Raw genomic sequence first — 22,930 nt, 5'->3', positions numbered from 1 at the left:
GATGACGTCCGATTGGACCCCAGAGAAGCCTTGGGCTCGTTGGCTCCTGCGCGGATTCCTCGCGCTGTGCGTGCTGATCACCGTGGGGTGCGTCTGGTGGGGGGTGGCCGGGTTGCGGCGGAGCGCCGAACCGCCGGACACCGTCGCGGCGCGCGCCGAGCGGCTGGCGGGTCTGCACTACAGGAACGACGCCAGACTAGGGCGGTACTACATACCGGCGGCCGCCGTGCTGTCACGGACTCCCGACGGGGCGCAGGTCGCCTTCCTTCATTACGGGATGGTCGGCGGCGACGAGGTCAACATCGACGACTTCCTGTCCACCTACCGCCTGCCGAGGGCCGGCGCCCCCGCCCCACTGCCTGAGGACCTGAGAACAGCACTCCCCGGCGACGAGCCGGCCGAGGGCGTGTTGCTGCCGGAAGGGCAACCCGGGCGGCAGGTGTTCGTGGTGGAGCACCCGGGCGAACGGCCCGGCGCCGCCGACGTGTACGTCCGGGCTACCGGGTCGTGAGGGGCTACACGGCGACGAAGCGGCGGGGGCCGTCCCCGGTCAGGATTCGGCCGAAGCGCATGGCGGGGAAGTGGGCGGCGACCAGCACATCGTCCGTGTCGGCGGCCTGGTCGGCGATGCGGTTGCGGACGGCGGAGGCGGCCTCCGGGTCGATGTCCCAGATGACCTGCCAGTCGCGTTCGCCGAACTGGACCACGGAGTGGGCGACATCGCCCAGCAGCAGGGCGCGGCGGCCGCCGGAGGAGGCGACGTAGACGGTGGTGCCGGGGGTGTGGCCGGGGAGGTGGAGGGCGTCGAGGCCGGGGGCGATGGTGAAATCGGCGTCGAACATCTCCAGTTGGGGGCCGAGCGGGCTGAGTTTGGCGACGGCCTCGGGCTGGGCGGTCTCCCCCGTCACGAAGTGCTGCCAGTCGGCACGGTGGGCGCGGTAGGTGGCGCGGGGGAAGACGGGGTGGCCGTCGACGGTGGCCCAGCCGATGTGGTCGAAGTGCAGGTGGGTGAAGACCACGTCGGTGATGTCCTCGACGGTGACGCCGTGGGCGGCAAGGGAGTCGAGCAGCGCGCCGCCGCGGTACTTGCCGTCGTCGTACGGGCCGACCCCGGCGTCGACCAGGACGGTCCGCTCCCCGATGCGGACCAGGAAGCCGCCGAGCGGCAGGTCGAGGCTGCCGTCGGCCGCCCGGTGGTGCCCGTGGCAGGCCCACGGGTCGGCCATGCCGGGGCGGGTGAGGATATCGGCGGCCACCTCACGACCCACCCCGTCCGTGATCGCCAGGATCTCGATGTCACCGATCTTCACGTGCGCCCTCCGGCAGTTGACGGTCGTGCGTGGACCACCGGTGGCAACCGTGCCGGGCGCCGGGGGATGCCCGGGCGCCCGGCGTACAGGCGACTACCGCCTACTCGTCGTCGTCGGACCAGCCGTCGCTGCGGTCGCGGTAGAGCGTGAACCGGTCGTACAGCACCGGTGTCGGCAGCGGGTTGGCGGCGGTGGCGGGCACCGAGTGGTAGTAGGAGACGGTGATGGTGGTGCGGTCGCCGGGGTACCGGCCCGGGTCGACGTCGAAGACGGCGACGCCGTACGGGTACTTGGTGTCCGGGTCGGTGACCGCGGACCAGTGGGCCTTCTCCTTGGCGTCCGGGTCGGCCTTGAAGGTGAGCCGCTGGGTGCGGACGCTGGCCTGGCGGACGCCGTCCGCTTCGGGCGGGAGGTACACGTCGTCGTGGCCGGCGGTGCCGCCGCCGCCGAGGATGAGGTGGACGGTGCCCTCGGAGGTGTCGATCTGCCGCAGGTCGTCGTCGACGACGGCGGGGGTGAGCAGCCCGCCCGGCTCCGTGCCGCGCACGGGGTGGGTGCGCTCGTAGTCGTGGTCGTGGCCGGCCAGGACGAGGTCGACGGAGTAGCGGTCGAGCAGCGGCAGCAGCTGCTCCCGGATGCCCATGTCGCCGCCGTGGCTGGCGGCGGAGGAGGACATCGCGAACTGGTGCAGGTTGACGACGATCCAGTCGACCGCGCTGCCGTTCCGGGCGCGCGACAGGACCCGCTCCAGCCAGCGGAGTTGGGCGCCCTCGCTGTAGCCGCTGATGTAGATGGACTGCCCGGTGGCGGGGTCGAGGCTGGCGTCGTCCTCGACGGCGATCTCGTTGCCGTCCAGGCTGACGAACAGCACCGAACCGACCTGGAAGCTGTACCAGTTGCCGCAGTGGTCGCGGGTGCCGTTGTCGGGCAGTTCGAAGCGGGTGAGGTACGAGGCGTACCCGAGGTCGCCGCCGCCCGCCTCGACCTCGTGGTTGCCGGGGGCGGGCATCCAGGGGCGGTTGGCGGCGGACTTGGACAGGTTGTTCATGAACGCGTTCCAGGCCTGCGGCTGGAGCTGCGGGTTGTTGTTGGCGTAGGCGAGGTCGCCGTTGAGCAGGTGGAACAGCGGGTTGAACTGTTCGACCTGCCGGACGGCGGCGGCGCCGTGGATGGAGGACTTCGCGAACACGTTGTCGCCGGTGCCGAGGTCGCCGAAGCTGGTGAAGCGGAAGGCGGCGCGGCCGCGGGCGGGGGCGGTGCGGAAGGTGCCGCGGACGGGCTGGGCGCCGTCGTGCAGCACCTCGTACACGTAGGTGGTGTCGGGGCGCAGCCCGTCCAGGCGGGCGTGGTGGGTGAAGGTCTCCACCTTGTTGAGGCCGTCGACGTAGCTGCGGCTGCTCGCGTCGACGCTGCGGCCGGCGCCGCCGCGCGGGGTGCCGATCCGCACCCGGGGGCGCTTCACGGAGGCGCCGGTCGCCCAGGAGACGGTCATCTCGCGGGAGGGCTCGTTGCCCCACTGGAGGTGGACCTGCTCCGGTCCGGGGGTGCCGGCGACGGCCGGCTGGGTCCACAGCAGGGTGGACGCGGGCAGCGCGGCGAGCGCGCCGGCCACCGTCCCCGTCCGGAGGACCGTTCTGCGCGAGGGTTGTGCCGGGGAATGTGCCACTGCCGCCTCCTGGGCTACGAGAAACGCCCAGGAGGCTCGCAGTCGGACGGTACGGCCGCACCACCATCAACCGTGCGGACGGCGAACGGCAGTTGAACGCTGGTCCGGACCAGCTGCCCGGCGACCGGTGTCCGGGAGCCGGGTACGGGCGGAGGTCCCGGGCAGGGGGTACGGCCGGATGGCCGCGGGCCGCCGGGGTGGTGCGGGACGGCCGAGCGGGTGACCTCCCGGTCGTGTCGGCGGCGGCGCGCCCGGCTCGGCGTGCGTCGGTTGGAACGCGCCGTCTCCGGGCGGTGCACGCCCTGTCCCCGGACCTGAGAGCCGCCCATGCCTCCCACCGCGCGCCTCCGCCGCCTCGTTCCCACCGCGCTCTGCGCCCTCGCCGTGGCCCTCGCCGCCCCCGCGGCCCACGCCGCGCCCCCGGGCGGCGACAGCGGGGCCGACCCGGGCGGGAGGACGGACGGCGGCCGGTACGACTGGGAGCGGGTGGCGGACTGCGAGAGCAGCGGCAACTGGCACATCAACACCGGCAACGGCTACTTCGGCGGCCTCCAGTTCGACCGGTCCACCTGGCGGGAGAACGGCGGCCTGGCCTACGCCCCGCGCCCCGACCTCGCCAGCCGCGAGGAGCAGATGGCCGTCGCCCAGCACCTGGCCGAGCGGCGCGGCCTCTCCCCCTGGCCGGTCTGCGGCTCCCACGCCCTGGGCGGCCGCGCCCACGGGACCGCCGCCCCGGACCGGGACGAGGCCCGCGCCGAGGCCCGTGGCCGGACCCAGGACCGGACCGGCGACCGGACCCATGACGAGGAGGCCGCCGAGGCCACCCGCGACCACGGGCGCGACGCCGTCCTGCCGCCGCCCGCCCCCGGCTCGGCCGTGGACGGCCGGTGGACCGTCCGCGAGGACGACACCCTGGACCAGCTCGCCGCCACCCTGCGCGTCCCCGGTGGCTGGCCGGCGCTGTACGAGCTCAACCGCGCCACCGTCGGCGAGGACCCGGACCTCATCCAGCCCGGCCTGGTCCTGCGGCTCCCGTCCTGACCTCCTGAACTGACCCCCTCCTGAACGCCGACGGCCCGCCCGGTCCTGGAGGACCGGGCGGGCCGTTGCGCAGCGGGCGGGCCGTGGCGCAGGCGGCGGCGTCAGCCGACGTGGACCCGCGGACGCTTCGTCCGGTCCGGCTCCGCCTCGCGCAGCACCTCGCGGGTGACCGGCGCGACCTCGCCCTGACCGAACAGGATGAAGCGCAGGAACTGGGCGAAGGGGTGCCCCTCGGTCCACTCGAAGTACAGGTGCGGCCGCTGCCCGGTGCGGTCCCGGACGGTGAGCGCCAGGGCGGCGATCGCGTTCGGGATGCTGGAGCTCTCCAGGGTGAGCACCCGGTACCGGTTGTGCAGCACCTCGCCGCGGACGGTCAGCTCGGACTCGAAGTCCGAGGCGTCCCGGACGGTCACCTCGACGAAGACCAGGTCGTCCTCGCCGGGGATGTCGTTGTCGGCGCGGATCTGCCGGATCTTGTCGCGGTACTCTGCGACGTCCCGGTTGGTCGGCTCGTTGGCGATCAGGCGCAGCGGGCGGTGGGCGTAGTCGCGGATGAACCGCTCGGCCGTCTCGTCCAGCAGCACGTCGGTGACGCGCAGCTCGAAGGCGCGCTTGAGGCGGGAGAGCAGCGACACCAGGATGATGCCGGCGATGAAGCAGGCGCCGATCTTGACGCCGTCCGGGCGCTCCATGGTGTTCACCACGGTGGTGTAGAGGAAGACCGCGGCGATGACCCCGAAGGCGACGGTCCAGCCGCGCTGGCGCTTCTTGTACGCGGCGATGGTGACGGCGATGGCCGCCGAGCTGATCAGGACCAGCACACCGGTGGCGTAGGCGCCGCCCTGGGCGTCGACGCTGGCGTCGAACAGCCAGGTGATCAGGAAGCCGACGACGGTCAGCACGATCACCATCGGGCGCACGGCGCGGGCCCAGTGCGGGGCCATGCCGTAGCGCGGGAGGTAGCGGGGCAGCAGGTTGAGCATGCCCGCCATGGCGGAGGCGCCGGCGAACCAAAGGATCGCGATGGTCGACAGGTCGTAGACGCTGCCGAAGGCGCCGCCCAGGTACTCGTGCGCCAGGAAGGCCAGGGCGCGGCCGTTGGCCTGGCCGCCGCTCTCGAACTCCTTGGCGGGGATGAGCAGGGTGCAGATGAAGCTGGTCGCGATCAGGAAGCTGCTCATGATCACGGCGGCGGTGGTGAGCAACTTGCGGGTGCCGCGGATCCGGCCGACCGGGTTCGCCTCGGTGTCGTCCGCGTCGCCCTTGATGTGCGGCATCACGGCGACGCCGGTCTCGAAGCCGGACATGCCGAGCGCGAGCTTCGGGAAGACGACGAGCGCGACGCCGATCATCACGAACACGTTGCCGTGCTGGGTGGTGAGCGCGTTGGACCAGTCGGTGACGACGTGCGGCGCCTGGACGATCTTCCAGATGCCGACCGCCACGACCACCACGTTGAGCGCCAGGTAGACCCCGACCAGCCCCACGGCCAGGCCGATCGCCTCGCCGAAGCCCTTGAGGAAGACGGCACCGAGCAGGGCGACCAGGATCAGCGTGATGACCATCTGCTTGCCGCCGAGGGCGCCCGTCAGGTGCGGGTTCTCGACCAGGTGGGCGCTGGCGTCGGCGGCGGAGAGGGTGATCGTGATGATGAAGTCCGTCGCCGCGAAGCCGAGCAGCGCGAGGACGAACAGCTTGCCCTTCCAGAACGACAGCAGCCGCTCCAGCATCGCGATCGAGCCCTCACCGCGCGGGCTCTCCTGGGCGACCCGCCGGTAGACCGGCAGCGCGCCCAGCAGGGTGACCAGCACCAGCACGATCGTGGCGATCGGCGACAGCAGTCCGGCCGCGAGCGCGGCGATGCCCGGCTGGTAGCCGAGCGTCGAGAAGTAGTCCAGACCGGTCAGGCACATCACGCGCCACCACGGCTGGCCCGTGTGCGCAGCGTGACCGGCCTCGGCGGCGGAGTCCCCCGACTCCGCGCCGTCCTGCTGCGCCTTCGCGGCGGCGTCCCTGGCGGCCTTCTCCGGGGACATGTCCTCCAGGAGCCAGCTGCGCAGCCGTATTCGCGCCGACGACGGAGCCTCCGTCGTCGCCTCCGTCGAACCCGACGAAACCACCTTGCACCTCTTGTTTAAAGACCCCGTAAAGCGCCGTCGGGCGACGGCAGTGCGCCAGGCTATGCGACAGCCGTTAAGGAGACGTCATCGGCCCGCGTTAAGAAAACGTCATGGCTGCGCAGGTCGGAACGGGTGGCGCGGCGGGTCGGGGCCGGCGCCGGGGCGGGGCGGTGGAGCACCCCGCCCCGGCGTCTCACGGACCGGACGGGGTTACGCCCGGTAACCGAGGACCGTCATCATGCCGGTCTCCGCGTGGTACACGTTGTGGCAGTGCACCATCCACAGACCCGGGTTGTCGGCGTCGAAGTCCACCGCCAGGGTCGTGCCCGGCAGCACGATCGCGGTGTCCTTGCGGGGGCCGCCGACGCCCAGCGCGAAGCTGTGTCCGTGCAGGTGGACGGGGTGCCACATGGCGGTGCTGTTGCGGAACTCCAGCCGCACCCGCTCCCCGGCCGCGACCGGGTGGCGCTGCGCCGGGTCGTACCTGCGGCCGTTGAACGCCCAGTCGGCCCTGGCCATGCCGCCGGTGAGCTCCAGCGCCACCGTGCGGTCCGGCGCCCGGTCCGGCAGCCGGACGGCCGGATCGGCCCTCAACTGCCCGGCGGTCAGCAGCCGGCCGTCCAGTTCGGCGGGGCGGGTCGAGGCGTCCGGCGGGGCGCCGGCGCCGGTGCGCAGCACGGCCAGCGCGGCGGCGTTCTTGCCCTCGGCCAGGGCGGTCAGCGGGAAGGCGCCGTCCTTCGCGGTGACCAGCACGTCGTAGCGCTCGCCCATGCCGAGCAACAGGGCCTGGGTGGTGGCCGGTTCGACCGGGAAGCCGTCGGTGTGGGTGACGGTCAGCTCGTGGCCGCCGAGGGCGACCCGGTAGGCGGTGTCGCCGCCCGCGTTGATCAGCCGGAGCCGGATCCGGTCGCCGGGCTTGGCGGTGAAGGTCTCGGGGGCGGTCGCCAGGCGGCCGTTGACCAGGTGGAAGGGGTAGGCGACGTCGCCCGCGTCGCCACCGAGCAGCGGGCTGGTGGCGCCCATCAGCATCCGGGACGGGCCGTCGGCTGCGGCGGGGGTGCCCGACATGCCCGGCATGCCGTGCCCCGAGTGGTCCATGCCACCCGTACCGCCCATGTCGCCCATGCCCTTGGCGAGTTCGGCGAGGACGGCGTCCGGGGTGCTGCCGTCGACCCCGTCCACCCAGTCGTCCAGGACGACCACCCACTCCCTGTCGTAGCGCAGCGGCTCCTTCGGGTCCTCGACGATCAGCGGGGCGTACAGGCCGCGGTCCTGCTGGACGCCGGAGTGCGGGTGGAACCAGTAGGTGCCGGGGTGGGAGAGGGCGAAGCGGTAGTCGAAGGAGGCCCCCGCCCGGACGGGGTCCTGGGTCAGGCCCGGCACGCCGTCCATGTCGTTGCGCAGCGCGAGGCCGTGCCAGTGCAGCGAGGTGGGCTGCGGCAGGTGGTTGGCGAGGGTGAGGGCGAGGGTGTCGCCGACGGTGGCGCGCACCTCCTGGCCGGGCAGGCGGTCGCCGTAGGCCCAGCTGCGGACGGTGCGTCCGCCCAGGTCGAGGGTGGTCTCGGTGGCGGTGAGCGCGACCTTGCGCTCGGGTCCGGGCTTGCGCCGCGCCTCGGCGGCGGCGACCTCGGGACCGTTCGGGGCGACGAAGCCGGCGGGGGAAGGGCTGCCGGTCATCGGGGAACGGTCCATGGACGAGTGGTCCATGCCGCTCATCGGGTCCGAACCGGAGGAGCAGGCGGTGAGCAGGCCGGTCCCGGCGGCGGCGAGCGCGGCGCCGAGGACGGTACGACGGGTGGGTGTGCGCATGGCGGAGTGCACCTCGTACAGGGGTGGTGTGGACGTACAGGACGGCGCGTCGGCCGTTCCGTGCGCGGGCGCGCAGGCGCGATGGCGCGGGCGCGGGCACGGGACGGCGGGCGCACGCCTACTGACGCAGCACCGACAGTCTGCTGAGGAGGAGCCGCCCACCCCCGGGCGGCGGCAGTGCGCGGACGGCCCGCAGCAGCCGGGCCCGCACCTCGGCGGCGGCGTCACCACTGCGGCGCAGCAGCGGGCCGACGACCAGCAGCACCACGCCCCAGCCGACCAGCACGGCGAGACAGACCGTCATCGGGTCCATGCCGTCGGCGGTCGCGGGATCAGCAGTCGCGGAATCGGCAGTCGCGGAATCGACGGCCGCGGAATCGACGGCCGGCCCGTGGTGGTCCGGCAGCTGCTGGACCACCGCCACCCGGGGCCCGTGCCCCTCCGACCCGCCGTGCCCGCCGTGCCCGCCACTCGGGTGCCCGAGCGTGTGCATCGTCACGATGCCGAGCAGCAGCGCGGCGAGCAGCAGCAGGCGCAGCACCCCGGGCACCGGGGCGCCGTACGGCCGCTGCTGCGCCATGCCCCGCCTCCCGTCCGCCCCACCGTGTCCGCTTACCCCCGCAGGGTATCCCGAGCTGCGACCGGGCTACGACCGGGCCGTGCGCCGGGGGCCGCCACCGGATCGTTCGATCCCATACCACATCCCCCCGGGTTCCGGCGGACTTTCCGTGTACAAGATCCGTTAACATGCCCGGCAGTTACGCACGATCCCGGGCCGGGAGGACGCCGCGGTCCGGAACTGACGGGGGAACGAAGAGATGGCAGTACCTGACGCGGGACTGGAGTTCAAGGTCAAGCCGGGCGAGCTGGACGGTTGCGGGCAGAGCGCGCAGCACATCGGCGGCCTGATACCGGGCGAGACCGCCAAGATCACCGATCCGTGCAACACGGCCGCCGGAGGCCTCAAGGGCTTCCTCACCGCCGGCGCGATCACCAGTTGCAGCACCAGCTGGAAGACCCTGCTCGACAAGCTCGGCGGCGACATGGGCGACGTCGGCACCAAGCTCGGCACCTCGGCGACCTACTACCGCCAGGCCGAGCAGAACGCCCACAACAGCATGCGCAACCCGAACGCGCCCGCCTCGAACGGCACGGAGCCGGACCCCTTCGACACCGCCGTCGTCCCCGGCCCGGTCAAGCCGCGCAGCGCGAAGGCGGCCGAGTAGCCATGGACATCAAGACCCTGCACGACGCCGACGTCATCGGCATCACCGGCGCGAAGAACGCCTTCGACACCCTGGCCACCGCCTTCGGCCAGCACATCGAGAACTGGCAGCACGAGGTCGTCGACCGGCTGAACCACTCCGAGTGGACCGGGACGGCCGCCGGGCACGCCAACACCCGGATCCAGGACCTGGGAAACGAACTCCAGGCCGCCAAGCAGGAACTCGGCCTGGTCAGCCGGGCCCTGCAGGACGCCTACGACGGCTTCGCGGCCGCCCAGGCCCACCTGATCAACGCCCTGGACGACGCCAAGACCCACAAGCTGACCGTCGCCGCGGACGGTGGGATCACCTGGGAGAAGGACCCCAACTCCCCCAACTTCGCGGGCACGGACGCCGAGGCGCAGGCCAAGCAGATCCAGGCCCGGATCACCGCCGCCCTCAACGAGGCCGACCACGCCGACCAGACCATCAACACCCGGCTCGGCCACCTCGCCACCAACGCGAGCAACGGCACCGGCCTGGACTCCGCCACCGCGAAGGCCGACCAGGCCGCCGCGGACGCCCTCGGCCAGATCCCTCCCGCCGGCACCGACCCGAACAGCGTCAAGGCCTGGTGGAACGGGCTGACCGACGAGCAGCAGCACCGGATGGTCCTCAACCACCCCGACCAGATCGGCAACCTCGACGGCATCCCCGCCACCGGCCGGGACGAGGCCAACCGGATCAACCTGGCGCGCGGCAAGCAGGACGTCCAGCACCAGCTCGACGCGCTCGGCGCCGCGCCGCCGGCGACCGTGGGCAACGGCAGGTTCATCCGCCCGAACCCCGCCTACACGGACTGGCAGCACAAGCACGACGAGCTGGCCGACAAGATGAACGGCATCAACGCCATCGAGAGCCGGCTGAACACGCCCGTCGACGCCCAGCACCCGCCGACCTTCCTGATGGGCTTCGACACCAACGGCAAGGGCCACGCCATCGTCGCGGTCAACAACCCCGACACGGCCGACAACGTGTCGACGTACGTCCCCGGCACCGGCGCCCGGCTCGGCAGCATCAACAGCGACATCAACCGCTCGGACGCGATGGTCGCCTCCGCCAACGCCGCGGGCACGGGCAAGACCACCTCGTCGATCACCTGGGTCGGCTACGACGCACCCCAGAACATCATCCCCGAGGCCGCGGACGACACCTACGCGAAGAACGCGGAGGACAAGCTGGTCGGCTTCGAGAACGGACTGCACGCCACCCACAACGGGGCCATCGGGAACAACACCATCCTGGCCCACAGCTACGGCACCACGGTCGTCGGCTACACCATGCGCGACCACGGCCTCCCGGTCGACAACGCCGTCCTGATCGCCAGCCCCGGCGCCGGCGTCGAGAACGCCAAGGACCTGCGGATCGACCCCTCCCACGTGTACGCCGCGCAGAGCCCGGCCGACGCGATCGGCTGGGCCGCCGCCACCGACCCCGGCGGGATGGGCGACAACCTCTGGGACAACATCAAGACCGACTTCGGCTTCGGCGACGGCGACCACCACCTGATGTACGGCCGGCAGACCACCGCCCCGCAGTTCGGTGCGAACGTGATGCCCGTCGACCCCGACGCCGGCCACTCCGACTACTGGAACAACGGTTCACCCACCCTGGCCGCCATGGGCCAGGTCATCGCCGGAAAGCCCAACTCATGACCGCCACCGCACCCGTCCCGCTGATCGGGCGGGTCACCGCCGCGGCCCTCCTGGCGGTCACCGCCACGGCCCTGAGCGCCTGCGGGGCCGACACCCTCCAGGAGCGCGCGCAGCCCACCATCACCCTGGACCAGGCGAAGACGCAGATCGACGGCTACCTCGCCGCCGTCCAGGCCCGACTGCCGGTCCAGCCGGTGTCCTCGCCGCCCGCGTTCAGCGATCTGGAGTGCGACGCCAACGACATCGGCCCGCACGGCCGGAAGCAGACCAGCCGGGTCCGCGACCTCGGTGACGTGCCGTCGGACGCCAAGGCCAGGACGGTGACCGCCTTCCGCGACTACCTGACCGGACAGGGCTTCCAGGCCGTGCCGGAGCCGACGGGCTCCCACATCGACCGGATCCGGCTGAGGAACCCGCAGAACCAGTTCCTCGCGATCCTGAACGGAACCTCCGACTCCGGCCACGACCTCACCCTCCAGGTCGGCTCGCCCTGCGTCTGGCCCGACGGCACGCCGGCCAAGTAGCCCAACTCCCCTTCGGGGCCGCACCTTTACCGAGGTGCGGCCCCTTCGCACACGCCCCGGTCGAACCCCTTTTCCGTTCTCGACGATCCGCTAGCATGCGTCGTCAGTTGTCGCTCGGACCGGCCCGGCGACCCGTCCGGCCACCGGTCCGGAACTGACGGGGGAACGAAGACATGGCAGAACCCGATGCGGGTTTGGCGTTCAAGGTCAAACCGTCCGAGCTGGACGGCTGCGGACAGAGCGCGCAACACATCGGCGGTCTCATACCCGGCGAGACCGCGAAGATCACCGATCCGTGCAGCCAGGCCGCCGGCACCCTGCAAGGCTGGCTCACCGCCGCCGCGTTGACCACCTGCGGCAGCAGCTGGAAGACCCTGCTGGACAGGCTCGGCGGCGACATGGGCGACTTCGGCACCAAGCTCGGCACCTCGGCGGCCTACTACCGGCAGGTCGAGCAGGACATCCACACCAACATGATCCACCCGGACACCCCGGTCCCGACCACCAAGGAGCCCGACCCGTTCGACACCGTCGTCATCCCCGGCCCGGTGGGACCGCGCAGTGCGAAGGCGGTGGAGTAGCCGATGGACATCAAGACGCTGAACGGCGCCGACTTCGGCAACCTCGCCACCGCCAAGGGCGCCTTCGACACCCTCTCCACCGCCTTCGGACAGCACGTGGAGAACTGGCAGCACGAGGTCGTCGACCGGCTGACCCGCTCCGAGTGGACCGGGACGGCCGGCGGCCACGCCCAGACCCGGATGCAGACGCTGCACGACGAACTCCAGGCCGCCCAACAGGAGATCGGGCTCATCAGCCGGGCCCTCCAGGACGCCTCCGAGGCCTTCGTCGCCGCCCAGACCCACCTGTCCAACGCCCTCAACGACGCCAAGGCCCACAAGCTGACCGTCGCCCCCGACGGCGGGATCACCTGGGACAAGGACCCCAACTCCCCCAACTTCGCGGGCACGGACGCCGACACCCTGGCCAAGGACATCCAGAGCCGGATCACCGCCGCCCTCACCGAGGCCGACCACGCGGACCGGACGATCAGCGGCCGACTCGCCCACCTCACCACCAACGCGACCAACGCCACCGGACTCGACTCCACCGTCGCGAAGAACGACACGGCCGCCGCGAACGCGCTCCACCAGGTCCCCGCCGCGGGCACCGACCCCAACAGCGTCAAGGCCTGGTGGGACAGCCTGACCGACGAGCAGCAGCGGATGATGGCCCTCACCCACCCGGAGCAGATCGGCAACCTCGACGGCATCCCCGCCACCGGCCGCGACCAGGCCAACCGGATCACCCTCGCCAAGACGCACGCCGACCTCCAGCAGCGGCTCGACGCCCTCGGCCCGGAGCCCGACTCGGTGGTGGGCACGCCGTACGGCGCCGTCGAGCCCCCGGACCACAAGCTCTGGAAGCAGGAGCACGACGGGCTCGTCGACCAGCTGAACGGCATCAAGGCGATCGAGGACCGGATGAAGGTCCCCGTCGACGCCAACCATCCGCAGACCTACCTGCTCGGCTACGACAACGCCGGTCGCGGCCACGCCATCGTCGCGAGCGGCAACCCGGACACCGCCGACAACGTCTCGACGTACGTCCCCGGCACCGGAGCGCGGCTCGGACACATCGGCAGCGACATCGAGCGCTCGGACGCCATGGTCGCTGCGGCCAACGCCGCCGGCACCGGGAAGACCACCTCCTCGATCACCTGGATCGGCTACGACGCCCCGCAGTCCCTCGCCGATGCCACGGACGACCAGTACGCGAAGGACGCGGAGAAGAAGCTGGTCGGCTTCGAGAACGGACTGCACGCCACCCACAACGGGACCATCGGCAACAACACGATCCTCGGGCACAGCTACGGCACCACGACCATCGGCTACACCATGAAGGACCACGGGCTCCCGGTCGACAACGTCGTCCTGATCGCCAGCCCCGGCGCCGGCGTCGACTCCGCCAAGGACCTCCGCATCGACCCGTCCCACGTGTACGCGGCGCAGAGCCCGTCCGACATGATCGGCATGGCCGCCGCCATCGACCCCGGCGGAATGGCGCAGAACGTCTGGGACAACACGGTGAGCAACCTGCCCTTCGTCGACGACGACGACCACCACCTGATCCACGGCCGCCAGACCACCGTGTCCGACTTCGGCGCGAACGTCATGCCGGTCGACCCCAAGGCCGGGCACTCCGACTACTGGAACAACGGCTCGCCGACGCTGGCCGCGATGGGGCGGGTCATCGCGGGCACGTAGCGGCCGCCTCCTCGGCGGTCCGGGGCCGCAGCCGTTCACACCGGGTGCGGCCCCTGCCGCCGTCCCTGCTCCTGCCGCTACTCCTGCCGCACGGCCGCCGCCAGGTGCGCACGGAACCAACGGTGGGCAGGATCGGCCGAGTTGCGCGGGTGCCAGGCCATCCCCAGTTCCAACGGCGGGAGTTCGAGCGGGATCGGGAAGGTGCGCAGGCCCAGCGCCTCGAAGGCCTCCGGCAGCCAGTCCGCGGCCCCGAGCGTCACCAGGTCGGAGTCCCGGGCCAGCAGCATCGCGGCGGTGTGGCTGGGCACCACCACCGCGACCCGGCGGCGCAGGCCGCGCTCGGCCAGCGCCGCGTCGATCGGCCCGAGCCGCTTGCCGCGCCGCGAGACGCCGATGTGGTCGGCGGCGGCGAACCGCCGGGCGGTGATCCGCCCGTCGAACAGCGGGTGCCCGGCCCGCGCCACGCCGGCCACCGGCGCCGTCACCAGCGGCCGGGTGCGGATCTCCGGGTCCAACTGCCCCAGCACGCCGACCTCGACGTCCACCCGCCCCTGGCGCAGGCCCGGTCCGCCCTCCAGCGACTCCGGCAGGAACAGCACGTCCACGCCCGGGGCCTCGGCCCGGATCCGCCCGGTCAGCCGGCCGGCCGCCCGGACCAGCACCGCGTCCGTGCTCTGCACCGTGAAGGTCCGCTCCAGGTGGACCGGGTCGAAACCCGCCCCGGGCCGCAGCACGTTGTCGCAGCCCCGCAGCAACTCCGCCACCTCCTCCCGCAGTTCCAGCGCCCGCGGGGTCGGCACCAGCCCCTGCCCGGCCCGCACCAGCAGCGGGTCGCCGACCGCGCGGCGCAGCCGGGCCAGCATCCGGCTCGCCGCCGCCGGCGAGGTGCCGAGCCGCTCGGCGGCCCGGGTCACGCTGTTCTCCTGGAGCAGGGCGTCCAGCGCCCGCAGCAGGTTGAGGTCCATCAGTGGGCTCCTGAGCTGCATTTTTACGTCCGGGGCAATGATCCCGTGCCGATCCTTGCATGGCTCGACCGGCCTGGGGCGAGCACAGTGGGAACCGTTCACGAAGCACCCGCCGGCACCCACCGGCCACCCACCAGGAGTTCCCGTGCCGAACACCCCCCTCGACGCCCGCGCCCACCTCGACACCCGCGCCCAGCTCGACGCCCGCGCCCACCTCGCCGGCGACGTCCTCGCCGTCGTCAGCCAGAGCGGCCCGACCGTCTCCTTCTTCGACGCCGCCACCGACGCCCTGCTCGACACCGTCGAGGTCCCGGCCCAGCCGCACGAGTTGTGCTTCGACCCGACGCAGCGCCTGCTCTGGTGCACCAGCGCGTACCGCTCCGGCTACTACAACGCCCACGACGGCCACAGCACCGAACTGACCGTCATCGACGCCGACACCCGCACCGTCGTCGAGGTGATCGACCTCGCCCCCGAGCACGGCCCGCACGGCCTGGCCCTGGACCCGGTCCGCGGCCGGCTCTACGTCAGCGTCGAGGCCTCGGCGGACCGACCCGGCGGCGTGGTGGTCGTCGACACCGCGACCCGCCGCCCGCTCGGCCGGATCGACACCGACGCCCCGGGCCCGCACTGGTTCGCCATCTCCCCGGACGGGCGCACCGGTTACGCCACCAACAAGGAGGCCCCGTACGTCTCCGTGGTCGACCTCGACCGCGGCACACTGACCGCCAAGATCACCGTCCCCGGCAGCGAGGGCCTGGCCGTCTCCGCCGACGGCGCCCGGGTGTACGTCGGCGGGCCCTACCTCGGCTTCGCCGGGAAGCCCGACGCCGCGCCCGGCATCCGCGTCCTGGACACCCGTACGGCCTCCGTGGTCGACGTGCTGCCCACCGGCTCCGCCGTCCTGCCGGTCCACCTGACCAGCAGCGGCCGCCTCCTGGCCGGCGAGATCCACGCCACCACCAGCCCCGACTCGCCGCTCGGCCGGCAGGACCCCGGCTGCCTCACCGTCTTCTCCGCGGCCACCCACCGCAGGCTCGGCTCCGTCGAGGTCGGCCGCTTCCCGCTGACCATCACCTCCTCCCCCGACGGCCGGTTCGGCTACGTCGCCTCCGTCGTCTCCTCGACCGTGGACGTCGTCGACCTCGACACCCTGACCCCGGTCACCCGCCTCACCGCCCCCAAGCTCGCCGAGCCCGGCGCCCACGGCCTGGCCTACCTGCCCCGCCCGGCCTGACCCCTCCCGGCTCCGTGCTCCGGGCCGCGGCAGGAGTCTTGCCGCCGCCCGGTGCCGGGCGCATCCTGGGGCCCACCCGTCGTACCGGGAAGGAGAGGGGACAGGATGCGACGCCGCCTCGGGGCGCTCTGGTCGACGCTGGCACTGGTGACGGCGCTCGGCCCGGCCACCGCCTGCGATCCGGCCCTCGACCCCGGCACCTACCGCCACCCGGTGCCGCTCCCCGAGGCCGCCCCGCCCTCCGCCCAGTGGATCGCGGACCTCGTCGGCGGGCTCAACCTGCCGCCGCAGTGCCCGAAGCCGGCCCTGGCGACCATGGTCGTCCTCGACACCGACGGGCGGACCCGGGCCGTGGCCCTCTGGCTGCCGGACAACCTCGACGTCTGCTACGCCGTCGTCAACCACGCGGGCGTCACGCCCACCACCGTCTGGTTCGCCGCCATCGCCGACCTCGTCCCCCGCACCCCGATGCCCGCCGACACCACGGCGGGCGTGGACTCCTACGCCTTCACGGCCTACCGCGGCCAGGTGGACGACATCACGGTCTCCGGCGACCCGGACCACCTCGTCAGCCCCGTCCGGCGCCGCACCCTCGACCTCGGCGCCGGCGACCTCGTCACCTTCGCCGCCTACCACTACCGGATCCCCCCGACCGGCCGCCCGCTCACCCTCACCCTCTGCACCCCCACCGGCACCTGCCGCGACGCCCACTGACGCACCGTCACCTCCGTGCGGGACCGGGACGGTTCCGTGACCCCGCAGCGCCTTGTCGGCCACCCCGCCCTGGCCGACCCTGGATCCATCGGAGCGCTACAGGGGGTACGCGATGAAAGGCCTTGCGGGACTGGTGAGTTCGGTGGCCGTCCTGGCCGCCGTGACGGCCTGCGGAGTCTTCGCCGACGACGGGCCGCCACGCCACGCAGTGGTGCTGCCCGAACCGGCGCCGCCGTCCGCCCAGTGGATCGTCGACGCCGTCGACCGGCCGGGGCTCCTGGTGAAGCAGTGCCCGAAGCCGACCCTCGCCACCCTCGCGGTACTCGACGACAACGGGCACTCCCGAGCGGTCGCGTTCTGGTTGAAAGACAACCTCGACGTCTGCTGGGTACACCTCGGCGACCCGTGGGACGGAACCGAGTTCATCCCGATCGACGATCAGACCAGGGACACGGAGCTGGTGGCGAACGGGGTACTGGGGCCGGAGCAGTACCTGTTCACCGCCTTCTCCGGCCGCCAGGACGACGTCAAGGTGACCGGCGACACCGACCACGTCGCCGCCCCACCCCGCTTCCGCGCGGTCGACCTCGGTGGCGGCAGGTTCGTCACCTTCGCCGAGTTCCGCCTCCTGTCGCCCACCCACGGCGAGGACCTCACGGTGTACCTCTGCCCCACCTCCGGCGACTGCCACTACACGAGCCCCTCCGCCACCGAGTTCCCCACCCTCCCGACCCCCGAGTCATCCCCCAAGAGCACCCCCTAAGGGAGTGAACGCGCACGCCAGAGGGCATGGCAGGTCGTGGCAGTCAGTCCGTCGAGCGTGAGAAGGTAACGCGCATGAAGCCCATCAATTTCGTCCTCAACGTCATCTGGCTGCTCTTCTGCGGCATCTGGATGGCCATCGGGTACGTCGTCGCCGGAATCATCTGCTGCGTGCTGATCGTGACCATCCCGTTCGGCATCGCCTCGTTCCGGATCGCCGGCTTCATACTGTGGCCCTTCGGACGGACGACCGTCGAGCGGCCGGACGCCGGGGCGGCGTCCTGCGTCGGCAACGTGATCTGGTTCGTCTTCGCCGGGTGGTGGCTGGCGATCGCGCACCTGGTGACCAGCATCCCGCTGTTCCTGTCGATCATCGGGATCCCCTTCGGCTGGGCCAACCTCAAGATGATCCCGATCTCGCTGATGCCGCTCGGCCGCGAGATCGTCTCCACCGACGAGGCCTGGGGCACCCGCTACTGAGCGCCACCACCGACGCTGATGGCCGACGAGGGAGCCTCCTCGTCGGCCATCAGCGTTTGCGCTGGTCAGATCTGCGGGCATCACCCTGGACCACGAACGTCTGCGCTTCTGCCTCCACCCGCCGGCCCCGGAACCGCTGCCGAGGTGCAGGATCAGGCCGGTACCAGGTCCGCGTAGAAGATCACGTTCCCGGTCCGGTGCCCGTCCCTGATCTCACCACCGCAGGTCAGCAGCCGCAGTTCCGGCCGGTCGGTGGCGCCGTAGACCTTCTCGGTCGGGAAGGCCTTCTTGTCCACCTTCTCGATCTCGCGGACCGCGAAGACGGCCGTGGTGCCGTCCTCACGGGGCACCGCGATCCGGTCGCCGAGCCTGATCTTCTCGACGTCCTTCATCAGGGCCGGCCCGTGCCTGGTGTCGAAGTGGGCCACGAGCACGGACGCCCCCGGTTCACCCGGGGTCGGACTCCCCTCCCACCACCCCGGAAGGTCCGCCTCCTTGGCGGGATCCGGCACCCCGAGCTCGCCCTTGTCGTCGATCTTCAGATCGACCATCCTCTTCGCGTCGACACCGGCCGACCCGATCTTGAGCCCCGTCGGCCGGGACTTCGGAAGGGAGGCCGCCGCAGTGGCCGGCGACGCGGTAGCGGTGCTGACGATCTCGGGGGCGGCGGGGAGCACAGGGCTGTCCCCACCGCCGCAGGCGGTGAGCAGGGCAGCCGCCGCGACGGCGACCGCAACGACGGTGACGCGGGTTCGGGTCATGAGTGTCCTCCGGGCAGGCATGGAACGGCCGCCGGGCGGGGGGAAACCCACTCGCGCGGCGGCCGTCGATCGAGGGATCAGACGTTGCTGCGGCCGCGCCACAGCAGCACGAAGCCGAGGCCGGCGGCGCCGACGGCGGCCGCACCGGCCCCGCCGTACACCAGCTCGGCGCTGTCACCGGTGCCGACGCCCTCGGCACCGGCCTTCACGCCGCCCTTGGGCGTGACCGCCGCCTTCTTGTCACCGGGCTGGCCCTTGTCACCCTTGTCACCCGGGGCGAGCTTGGTGGCCGTCACCTTGCCGTCGGAAGCCAGGGCAAAGCTGTAGTGACCGTGCCGGCCGGTGGAATCGCCGGGGTTGGTCAGCGTGAGCTGGATCTTGCCCGAGGCATCGTGGATCTTCGCGGTGTACGCCGTGATCTTGCCCGTCCGGGTCGAGACGACCTGCTCGTGGACGTCGGCCACATAGCCGTCGGCCAGCTCCTGCGTGTTCGGCACCTCCTCGACCGTCAGGATTCCCTTGGAGTCCATGGTGAAGTCGTAGTTGTGGAGGCGGCCGGTCCTCACACGATCGACCCTCAGCTCGATGGACTCGCCAGTCAGGTCATAGGTGATGGTCACCCCGATCGGATTGTCGCTCTTGTACCGCGTGCTGTAACCGTCGGGCAGGTCGTGGGACTTTGCCTTCGACGCGGCCTGCAGTGCGTTGGACGAAGGGGCGTGCCCGGTGTCGGCGGCGTGGGCTAGGCCCAGGGGGAGGGACAGGGCCGCCGTGGCACCCACGACGGTGACAGCAACTCGGAGAGCGGAACGCATTTTTCGCGAATCCCCTTGTCTCGCTGACCGAGATCAGCGACTCATCGGATGAATTTCGGGAAGCGTACGTTCGACCAAGGAGAGACAAGTAATACGCCTGAACGGGCCTTCAGGTACAAGACCAACCGCCCGCCGGGAGTTCACTTCAGTGGATTCACCAAAGGTTACCGAACCCGCCCCAGAAGGTCCTGCAGTCCTGAAACCGTTGGGGTTCTGAGTTATTGACCTTGCGTGGGTGAGCCGCCTGGGGACCCTCTGCTCTTGTCGCCGTCGGCACAGGAGGTGGAGCGGCAGGCCGTGGTGGAGCATCGACCCTGTGAGCTCGGGCTTGCCGGCCAGTTGTGGACGCCCTCACAGGTCGGCTCCGACCGAGTCGCGTCGCCGCAGCCCTCATCTGGCTCGGCAGACTCCCCACCTGAGATGACTCCTCAAGTGCATCTGTGGGGGCGACAAAGGTGAATGGGGATTCATCCTCTGTCGACGATGTATCGATTGTTCTCCGGCCGCGTGGACGATCGATCCTCGCCCGGACCTCTCAGTCGAGAGGAACGGTGGCGCGGACGTGCCAACCGTCCTGGTGCGGGCCGGCACTGACAGTGCCGGCCAGGCTCTGGATGCGCTCGGCAAGGGCGAGAAGTCCGGTGCCACCTCCGGTGCGGTTGCGTGTTCGCAGCGCCTTCCTGCCGCCGTGGTCGGCCACGGACACCGACACAGCGCCGACAGAGGAACGGGTGGCCGAAACCGAGAACCGGGTAGCGCGGGAAGAATGTCGGCGGATGTTGATGAGTGCCTCGAGCACCAGCCTGTAGACGGCGTCCTCAACCTCGGGCGGGGCAGCGCCGATCACGATACGGTCGATCAGGTCCGCCAGGCCGAAGGCCCTCGTTATCGACCTGCCCCCGGAGCCCAAGGTCACCAGCACCTCGGCCGCTTCGACCCCCAGTGCCGTCGCACGGGCGATGCCGAAGGCGCGCCCGACCGGGATGAGGATCGAGGCGGCCGGTGTCGACAGCAGGAAGATGGTCGACCTCGAGCTCGACGCCACGGGCGAGCTCGGTGTCCCGGATCCCGACACCGACGCGAACAGCCCCGGCTGGTGGACCGGGAGCGTCACCCCGGGTGAGACCGGGATCGCCGTCCTGGTGACGCACTTCGACACCAGGCACGGCCCTGCGCTGATGAAGGACGTCGAGAAGGTCGAGCTGGGCGACACCGTCGTCGTCCGGCGCGAGGACGGCAGCACCGCGGAGTTCAGGATCCGTGAGATCCAGAACGTGAACAAGAAGGACTTCCCGACCGACAAGGTCTACGGTGCGACCGACCACGCCGAACTCCGCCTGCTGACCTGCGGCGGCGGGATCGAGCACGGGCACCGCACCGACAACATCATCTTCTACGCCGACCTCGCCGCGTAACGCGCGCCTCCCACGGGCGGCGGATCGGCGACGCCGCGGCCCGTCCCCGCCCGGGGGCGGGCCGCGGGCGTTCCCGGGGTCAGAGGCCGAGAATGCGCAGCGCCTGCGCGCGCATCTCGACCTTGCGGATCTTGCCGGTGACGGTCATCGGGAACTCCTCGACCACGTGCACGTAGCGCGGGACCTTGAAGTGGGCCAGCCGCCCGGCGCAGTAGGCGGCCACGGCCTCGGCGGTGAGCGGCTCGGCGCCCTCGCGCATCCGGATCCAGGCCATCAGCTCCTCGCCGTACCTGGGGTCGGGGACGCCGATCACCTGGACGTCGAGGACGTCGGGGTGGGTGTAGAGGAACTCCTCGATCTCGCGCGGGTAGAGGTTCTCCCCGCCGCGGATGACCATGTCCTTGATCCGGCCGGTGATGGCGAGGTAGCCGTCCGCGTCCATCACCGCGAGGTCCCCGGTGTGCATCCAGCGGGCCGCGTCGACGGCCTCGGCGGTGCGCTCGGGCTCGTCCCAGTAGCCGAGCATGACGGAGTAGCCGCGGGTGCACAGCTCGCCGGGCTCGCCGCGCGGGACGGTGCGGCCGGTGGCCGGGTCGACGACCTTGACCTCCAGGTGCGGGCCGACCCGGCCGACGGTGGAGACCCGGCGCTCGACCGGGTCGTCGGTGCGGGTCTGGGTGGAGACCGGCGAGGTCTCGGTCATGCCGTAGCAGATCGACACCTCCGCCATGCCCATCCGCTCGATGACCTCCTTCATCACCTCGGCCGGGCAGGGCGAGCCCGCCATGATGCCGGTGCGCAGGCTGCCCAGGTCGTAGCGGTCGAAGTCCGGGTCGGCGAGTTCGGCGATGAACATGGTCGGCACGCCGTACAGCGAGGTGCAGCGCTCGGCGGCGACGGCGGCCAGGGTGGCGCCGGGTTCGAAGGAGGGGGCCGGGATGACCACGCAGGCGCCGTGCGAGGTGGCGGCGAGGTTGCCCATGACCATGCCGAAGCAGTGGTAGAAGGGCACCGGGACGCAGATCCGGTCCTGCTCGGTGTAGTCGAGCAACTCGCCCACGAAGTAACCGTTGTTGAGGATGTTGTGGTGCGAGAGGGTGGCGCCCTTGGGGAAGCCGGTGGTGCCCGAGGTGTACTGGATGTTGATCGGGTCGTCGGGGGCCAGCTCGCCCTGGCGGGCGGCCAGCGGGGCGGGGTCGGCGGCGCGGCCGGCGGCCAGCACCTCGTCCCAGGCGGGGCTGCCGAGCAGCAGCACCCGCTCCAACCCGGCGCAGCGGGGCCGGACTTCGCCGATCATCCCGGCGTAGTCCGAGGTCTTGAAGCGCTCGGCGGCGACCAGCAGCCGGATCCCGGCCTGGTTCAGCACGTACTCCAGCTCGTGCGCCCGGTAGGCCGGGTTGACGGTGACCAGGACGGCGCCGAGCTTGGCGGTGGCGTACTGGGTGAGCGTCCACTCCGCGCAGTTGGGGGCCCAGATGCCGACCCGGTCGCCCTTGGCGATGCCGAGCTCCAGCAGGCCGAGGGCCAGCGCGTCGACGTCGGCGGCGAGTTGGGCGTACGTCCAGCGGCGGCCGGTGGGGCGGTCGACCAGGGCGTCGCGGTCGGGGAAGGCGCGCACCGCGCGGTCGAGGTTCTCCCCGATGGTGTCGCCGAGCAGCGGGACGGCCGAGGCCCCGGAGGCGTAGCTGCGCTGGGCGGGCGGTGTCGGCACGGGCGGGCTCCTGGGTGCGGCGGTGCGGGACAGGGGACCATGCTCGCGGTCCCCGGCCCGCGCCGCCACCCCCGAACGGGGGTACCGGCACGGCACCGGGGCCGCCCGTCGGCTGCGACGGACGGCCCCGGTGCGCGGGTCAGGCGTTGATGCAGGTGTTGCCGAAGGCCGGGTTGAGGATGCTGATGACGCCGATCGAGTTGCCGCAGACGTTGGCCTCGAGGTTGATCGGGATCTGGATCTGGTTGCCGGAGAGCACACCGGGCGAACCGAAGGCGACACCGTTCGCGGTCGCGCCGCTGGCGGCGGCGGTGCCGGCACCGGCGATGACGGCCACCGCGGCGAGCGCGGTGGCGGCGAGGGTGGTGCGAATACGCATTGCGTCACTCCTTGAGAGGGTGGCGGAACTCCGT

General features: G+C 71.8%; 23 protein-coding genes. 12 read left to right on the top strand and 11 right to left on the bottom strand.

Annotated elements, in window-relative coordinates; all coding sequences use genetic code 11:
* The first annotated feature begins 1 nt into the window (after nucleotide 1).
* Nucleotides 2-511, top strand: a complete 510-nt coding sequence (locus ACFXPX_RS23830) for a hypothetical protein (protein ID WP_380590140.1) — start codon at nucleotides 2-4, stop codon at nucleotides 509-511.
* 4 nt (nucleotides 512-515) lie between these two features.
* On the opposite strand, the gene ACFXPX_RS23825 is transcribed toward ACFXPX_RS23830, so the two are convergent.
* Nucleotides 516-1,310: an MBL fold metallo-hydrolase gene (locus ACFXPX_RS23825; protein ID WP_380643124.1), complete on the bottom strand. Its 795-nt coding sequence runs from the start codon at nucleotides 1,308-1,310 to the stop codon at nucleotides 516-518.
* 100 nt (nucleotides 1,311-1,410) lie between these two features.
* Complete coding sequence (locus ACFXPX_RS23820) at nucleotides 1,411-2,976, bottom strand: purple acid phosphatase family protein (protein ID WP_380643122.1); 1,566 nt, start codon at nucleotides 2,974-2,976, stop codon at nucleotides 1,411-1,413.
* A 327-nt stretch (nucleotides 2,977-3,303) separates the two neighbouring features.
* Here ACFXPX_RS23820 and ACFXPX_RS23815 point away from each other — a divergent pair, with 327 nt between their 5' ends.
* Entirely contained in the window at nucleotides 3,304-4,017 is a 714-nt protein-coding gene (locus ACFXPX_RS23815) for a transglycosylase family protein (RefSeq protein ID WP_380521612.1), read from the top strand.
* A gap of 101 nt (nucleotides 4,018-4,118) precedes the next feature.
* On the opposite strand, the gene ACFXPX_RS23810 is transcribed toward ACFXPX_RS23815, so the two are convergent.
* From ACFXPX_RS23810 to ACFXPX_RS23800, 3 genes are all read right to left on the bottom strand, one after another.
* Nucleotides 4,119-6,053: an amino acid transporter gene (locus ACFXPX_RS23810; RefSeq protein ID WP_380521614.1), complete on the bottom strand. Its 1,935-nt coding sequence runs from the start codon at nucleotides 6,051-6,053 to the stop codon at nucleotides 4,119-4,121.
* A gap of 294 nt (nucleotides 6,054-6,347) precedes the next feature.
* Nucleotides 6,348-7,946: a multicopper oxidase family protein gene (locus ACFXPX_RS23805; protein WP_380643120.1), complete on the bottom strand. Its 1,599-nt coding sequence runs from the start codon at nucleotides 7,944-7,946 to the stop codon at nucleotides 6,348-6,350.
* A 118-nt stretch (nucleotides 7,947-8,064) separates the two neighbouring features.
* A complete protein-coding gene (locus ACFXPX_RS23800; RefSeq protein ID WP_380643118.1) occupies nucleotides 8,065-8,526 on the bottom strand; it encodes a DUF6153 family protein in 462 nt (153 codons plus the stop codon).
* A gap of 238 nt (nucleotides 8,527-8,764) precedes the next feature.
* On the opposite strand from ACFXPX_RS23800, the gene ACFXPX_RS23795 reads away from it, so the two are divergent.
* From ACFXPX_RS23795 to ACFXPX_RS23775, 5 genes are all read left to right on the top strand, one after another.
* Nucleotides 8,765-9,172 carry a hypothetical protein gene (locus ACFXPX_RS23795; protein WP_375883598.1) on the top strand — a complete coding sequence of 136 codons (408 nt, stop codon included), beginning with the start codon at nucleotides 8,765-8,767 and terminating at the stop codon, nucleotides 9,170-9,172.
* Nucleotides 9,173-9,174: 2 nt separating this feature from the next.
* Nucleotides 9,175-10,866 carry an alpha/beta hydrolase gene (locus tag ACFXPX_RS23790; RefSeq protein WP_380521621.1) on the top strand — a complete coding sequence of 564 codons (1,692 nt, stop codon included), beginning with the start codon at nucleotides 9,175-9,177 and terminating at the stop codon, nucleotides 10,864-10,866.
* Entirely contained in the window at nucleotides 10,863-11,390 is a 528-nt protein-coding gene (locus tag ACFXPX_RS23785; protein WP_380521623.1) for a hypothetical protein, read from the top strand. Before ACFXPX_RS23790 ends, ACFXPX_RS23785 begins: the two co-directional genes overlap by 4 nt.
* Nucleotides 11,391-11,563: 173 nt before the next feature.
* The gene (locus ACFXPX_RS23780; protein ID WP_380521625.1) at nucleotides 11,564-11,971 is read left to right on the top strand and encodes a hypothetical protein; all 408 of its coding nucleotides are present in this window, start codon (nucleotides 11,564-11,566) and stop codon (nucleotides 11,969-11,971) included.
* A 3-nt stretch (nucleotides 11,972-11,974) separates the two neighbouring features.
* Nucleotides 11,975-13,657, top strand: a complete 1,683-nt coding sequence (locus ACFXPX_RS23775; RefSeq protein ID WP_380643117.1) for an alpha/beta hydrolase — start codon at nucleotides 11,975-11,977, stop codon at nucleotides 13,655-13,657.
* A 77-nt stretch (nucleotides 13,658-13,734) separates the two neighbouring features.
* Here the strand turns inward: ACFXPX_RS23775 and ACFXPX_RS23770 are convergent, their stop codons facing one another.
* On the bottom strand, nucleotides 13,735-14,622 hold the full coding sequence (locus tag ACFXPX_RS23770; RefSeq protein WP_380531242.1) for a LysR family transcriptional regulator: 888 nt from the start codon (nucleotides 14,620-14,622) through the stop codon (nucleotides 13,735-13,737).
* Between the two features lie 145 nt (nucleotides 14,623-14,767).
* On the opposite strand from ACFXPX_RS23770, the gene ACFXPX_RS23765 reads away from it, so the two are divergent.
* The 4 genes from ACFXPX_RS23765 to ACFXPX_RS23750 all read left to right on the top strand — a co-directional run bounded on the left by ACFXPX_RS23765 (nucleotide 14,768) and on the right by ACFXPX_RS23750 (nucleotide 17,815).
* Nucleotides 14,768-15,859, top strand: a complete 1,092-nt coding sequence (locus ACFXPX_RS23765; protein ID WP_380643115.1) for a YncE family protein — start codon at nucleotides 14,768-14,770, stop codon at nucleotides 15,857-15,859.
* 105 nt (nucleotides 15,860-15,964) lie between these two features.
* Complete coding sequence (locus ACFXPX_RS23760; RefSeq protein ID WP_380531248.1) at nucleotides 15,965-16,573, top strand: hypothetical protein; 609 nt, start codon at nucleotides 15,965-15,967, stop codon at nucleotides 16,571-16,573.
* Between the two features lie 112 nt (nucleotides 16,574-16,685).
* Nucleotides 16,686-17,336, top strand: a complete 651-nt coding sequence (locus ACFXPX_RS23755) for a hypothetical protein (RefSeq protein WP_380643113.1) — start codon at nucleotides 16,686-16,688, stop codon at nucleotides 17,334-17,336.
* Nucleotides 17,337-17,410: 74 nt separating this feature from the next.
* Complete coding sequence (locus ACFXPX_RS23750) at nucleotides 17,411-17,815, top strand: YccF domain-containing protein (RefSeq protein WP_375883580.1); 405 nt, start codon at nucleotides 17,411-17,413, stop codon at nucleotides 17,813-17,815.
* A 152-nt stretch (nucleotides 17,816-17,967) separates the two neighbouring features.
* On the opposite strand, the gene ACFXPX_RS23745 is transcribed toward ACFXPX_RS23750, so the two are convergent.
* The 3 genes from ACFXPX_RS23745 to ACFXPX_RS23735 all read right to left on the bottom strand — a co-directional run bounded on the left by ACFXPX_RS23745 (nucleotide 17,968) and on the right by ACFXPX_RS23735 (nucleotide 20,436).
* Nucleotides 17,968-18,576 carry a class F sortase gene (locus ACFXPX_RS23745; protein WP_380531255.1) on the bottom strand — a complete coding sequence of 203 codons (609 nt, stop codon included), beginning with the start codon at nucleotides 18,574-18,576 and terminating at the stop codon, nucleotides 17,968-17,970.
* Nucleotides 18,577-18,653: 77 nt separating this feature from the next.
* Nucleotides 18,654-19,358 carry a hypothetical protein gene (locus tag ACFXPX_RS23740; protein ID WP_380643111.1) on the bottom strand — a complete coding sequence of 235 codons (705 nt, stop codon included), beginning with the start codon at nucleotides 19,356-19,358 and terminating at the stop codon, nucleotides 18,654-18,656.
* 568 nt (nucleotides 19,359-19,926) lie between these two features.
* A complete protein-coding gene (locus ACFXPX_RS23735) occupies nucleotides 19,927-20,436 on the bottom strand; it encodes a hypothetical protein (RefSeq protein WP_380590171.1) in 510 nt (169 codons plus the stop codon).
* Between ACFXPX_RS23735 and ACFXPX_RS23730 the strand changes: the two genes are divergently transcribed.
* Entirely contained in the window at nucleotides 20,411-20,806 is a 396-nt protein-coding gene (locus ACFXPX_RS23730; protein ID WP_380643109.1) for a sortase domain-bontaining protein, read from the top strand. The genes ACFXPX_RS23735 and ACFXPX_RS23730 overlap by 26 nt on opposite strands.
* Before the next feature lie 79 nt (nucleotides 20,807-20,885).
* Here ACFXPX_RS23730 and ACFXPX_RS23725 read toward each other — a convergent pair whose 3' ends face one another.
* Both ACFXPX_RS23725 and ACFXPX_RS23720 read right to left on the bottom strand, forming a co-directional pair.
* Nucleotides 20,886-22,517, bottom strand: coding sequence for an AMP-binding protein (locus ACFXPX_RS23725; RefSeq protein WP_380531267.1), 1,632 nt, complete (start codon nucleotides 22,515-22,517; stop codon nucleotides 20,886-20,888).
* Nucleotides 22,518-22,656: 139 nt separating this feature from the next.
* Entirely contained in the window at nucleotides 22,657-22,896 is a 240-nt protein-coding gene (locus ACFXPX_RS23720; RefSeq protein ID WP_375883566.1) for a chaplin, read from the bottom strand.
* Nucleotides 22,897-22,930 lie beyond the last annotated feature (34 nt).

Source organism: Kitasatospora sp. NPDC059146, assembly GCF_042786665.1.
In the GTDB taxonomy this organism is placed as follows: domain Bacteria; phylum Actinomycetota; class Actinomycetes; order Streptomycetales; family Streptomycetaceae; genus Kitasatospora.
Note: the sequence above shows the minus strand (reverse complement) of the source record. Positions and strands in the feature narration are given on the sequence as shown.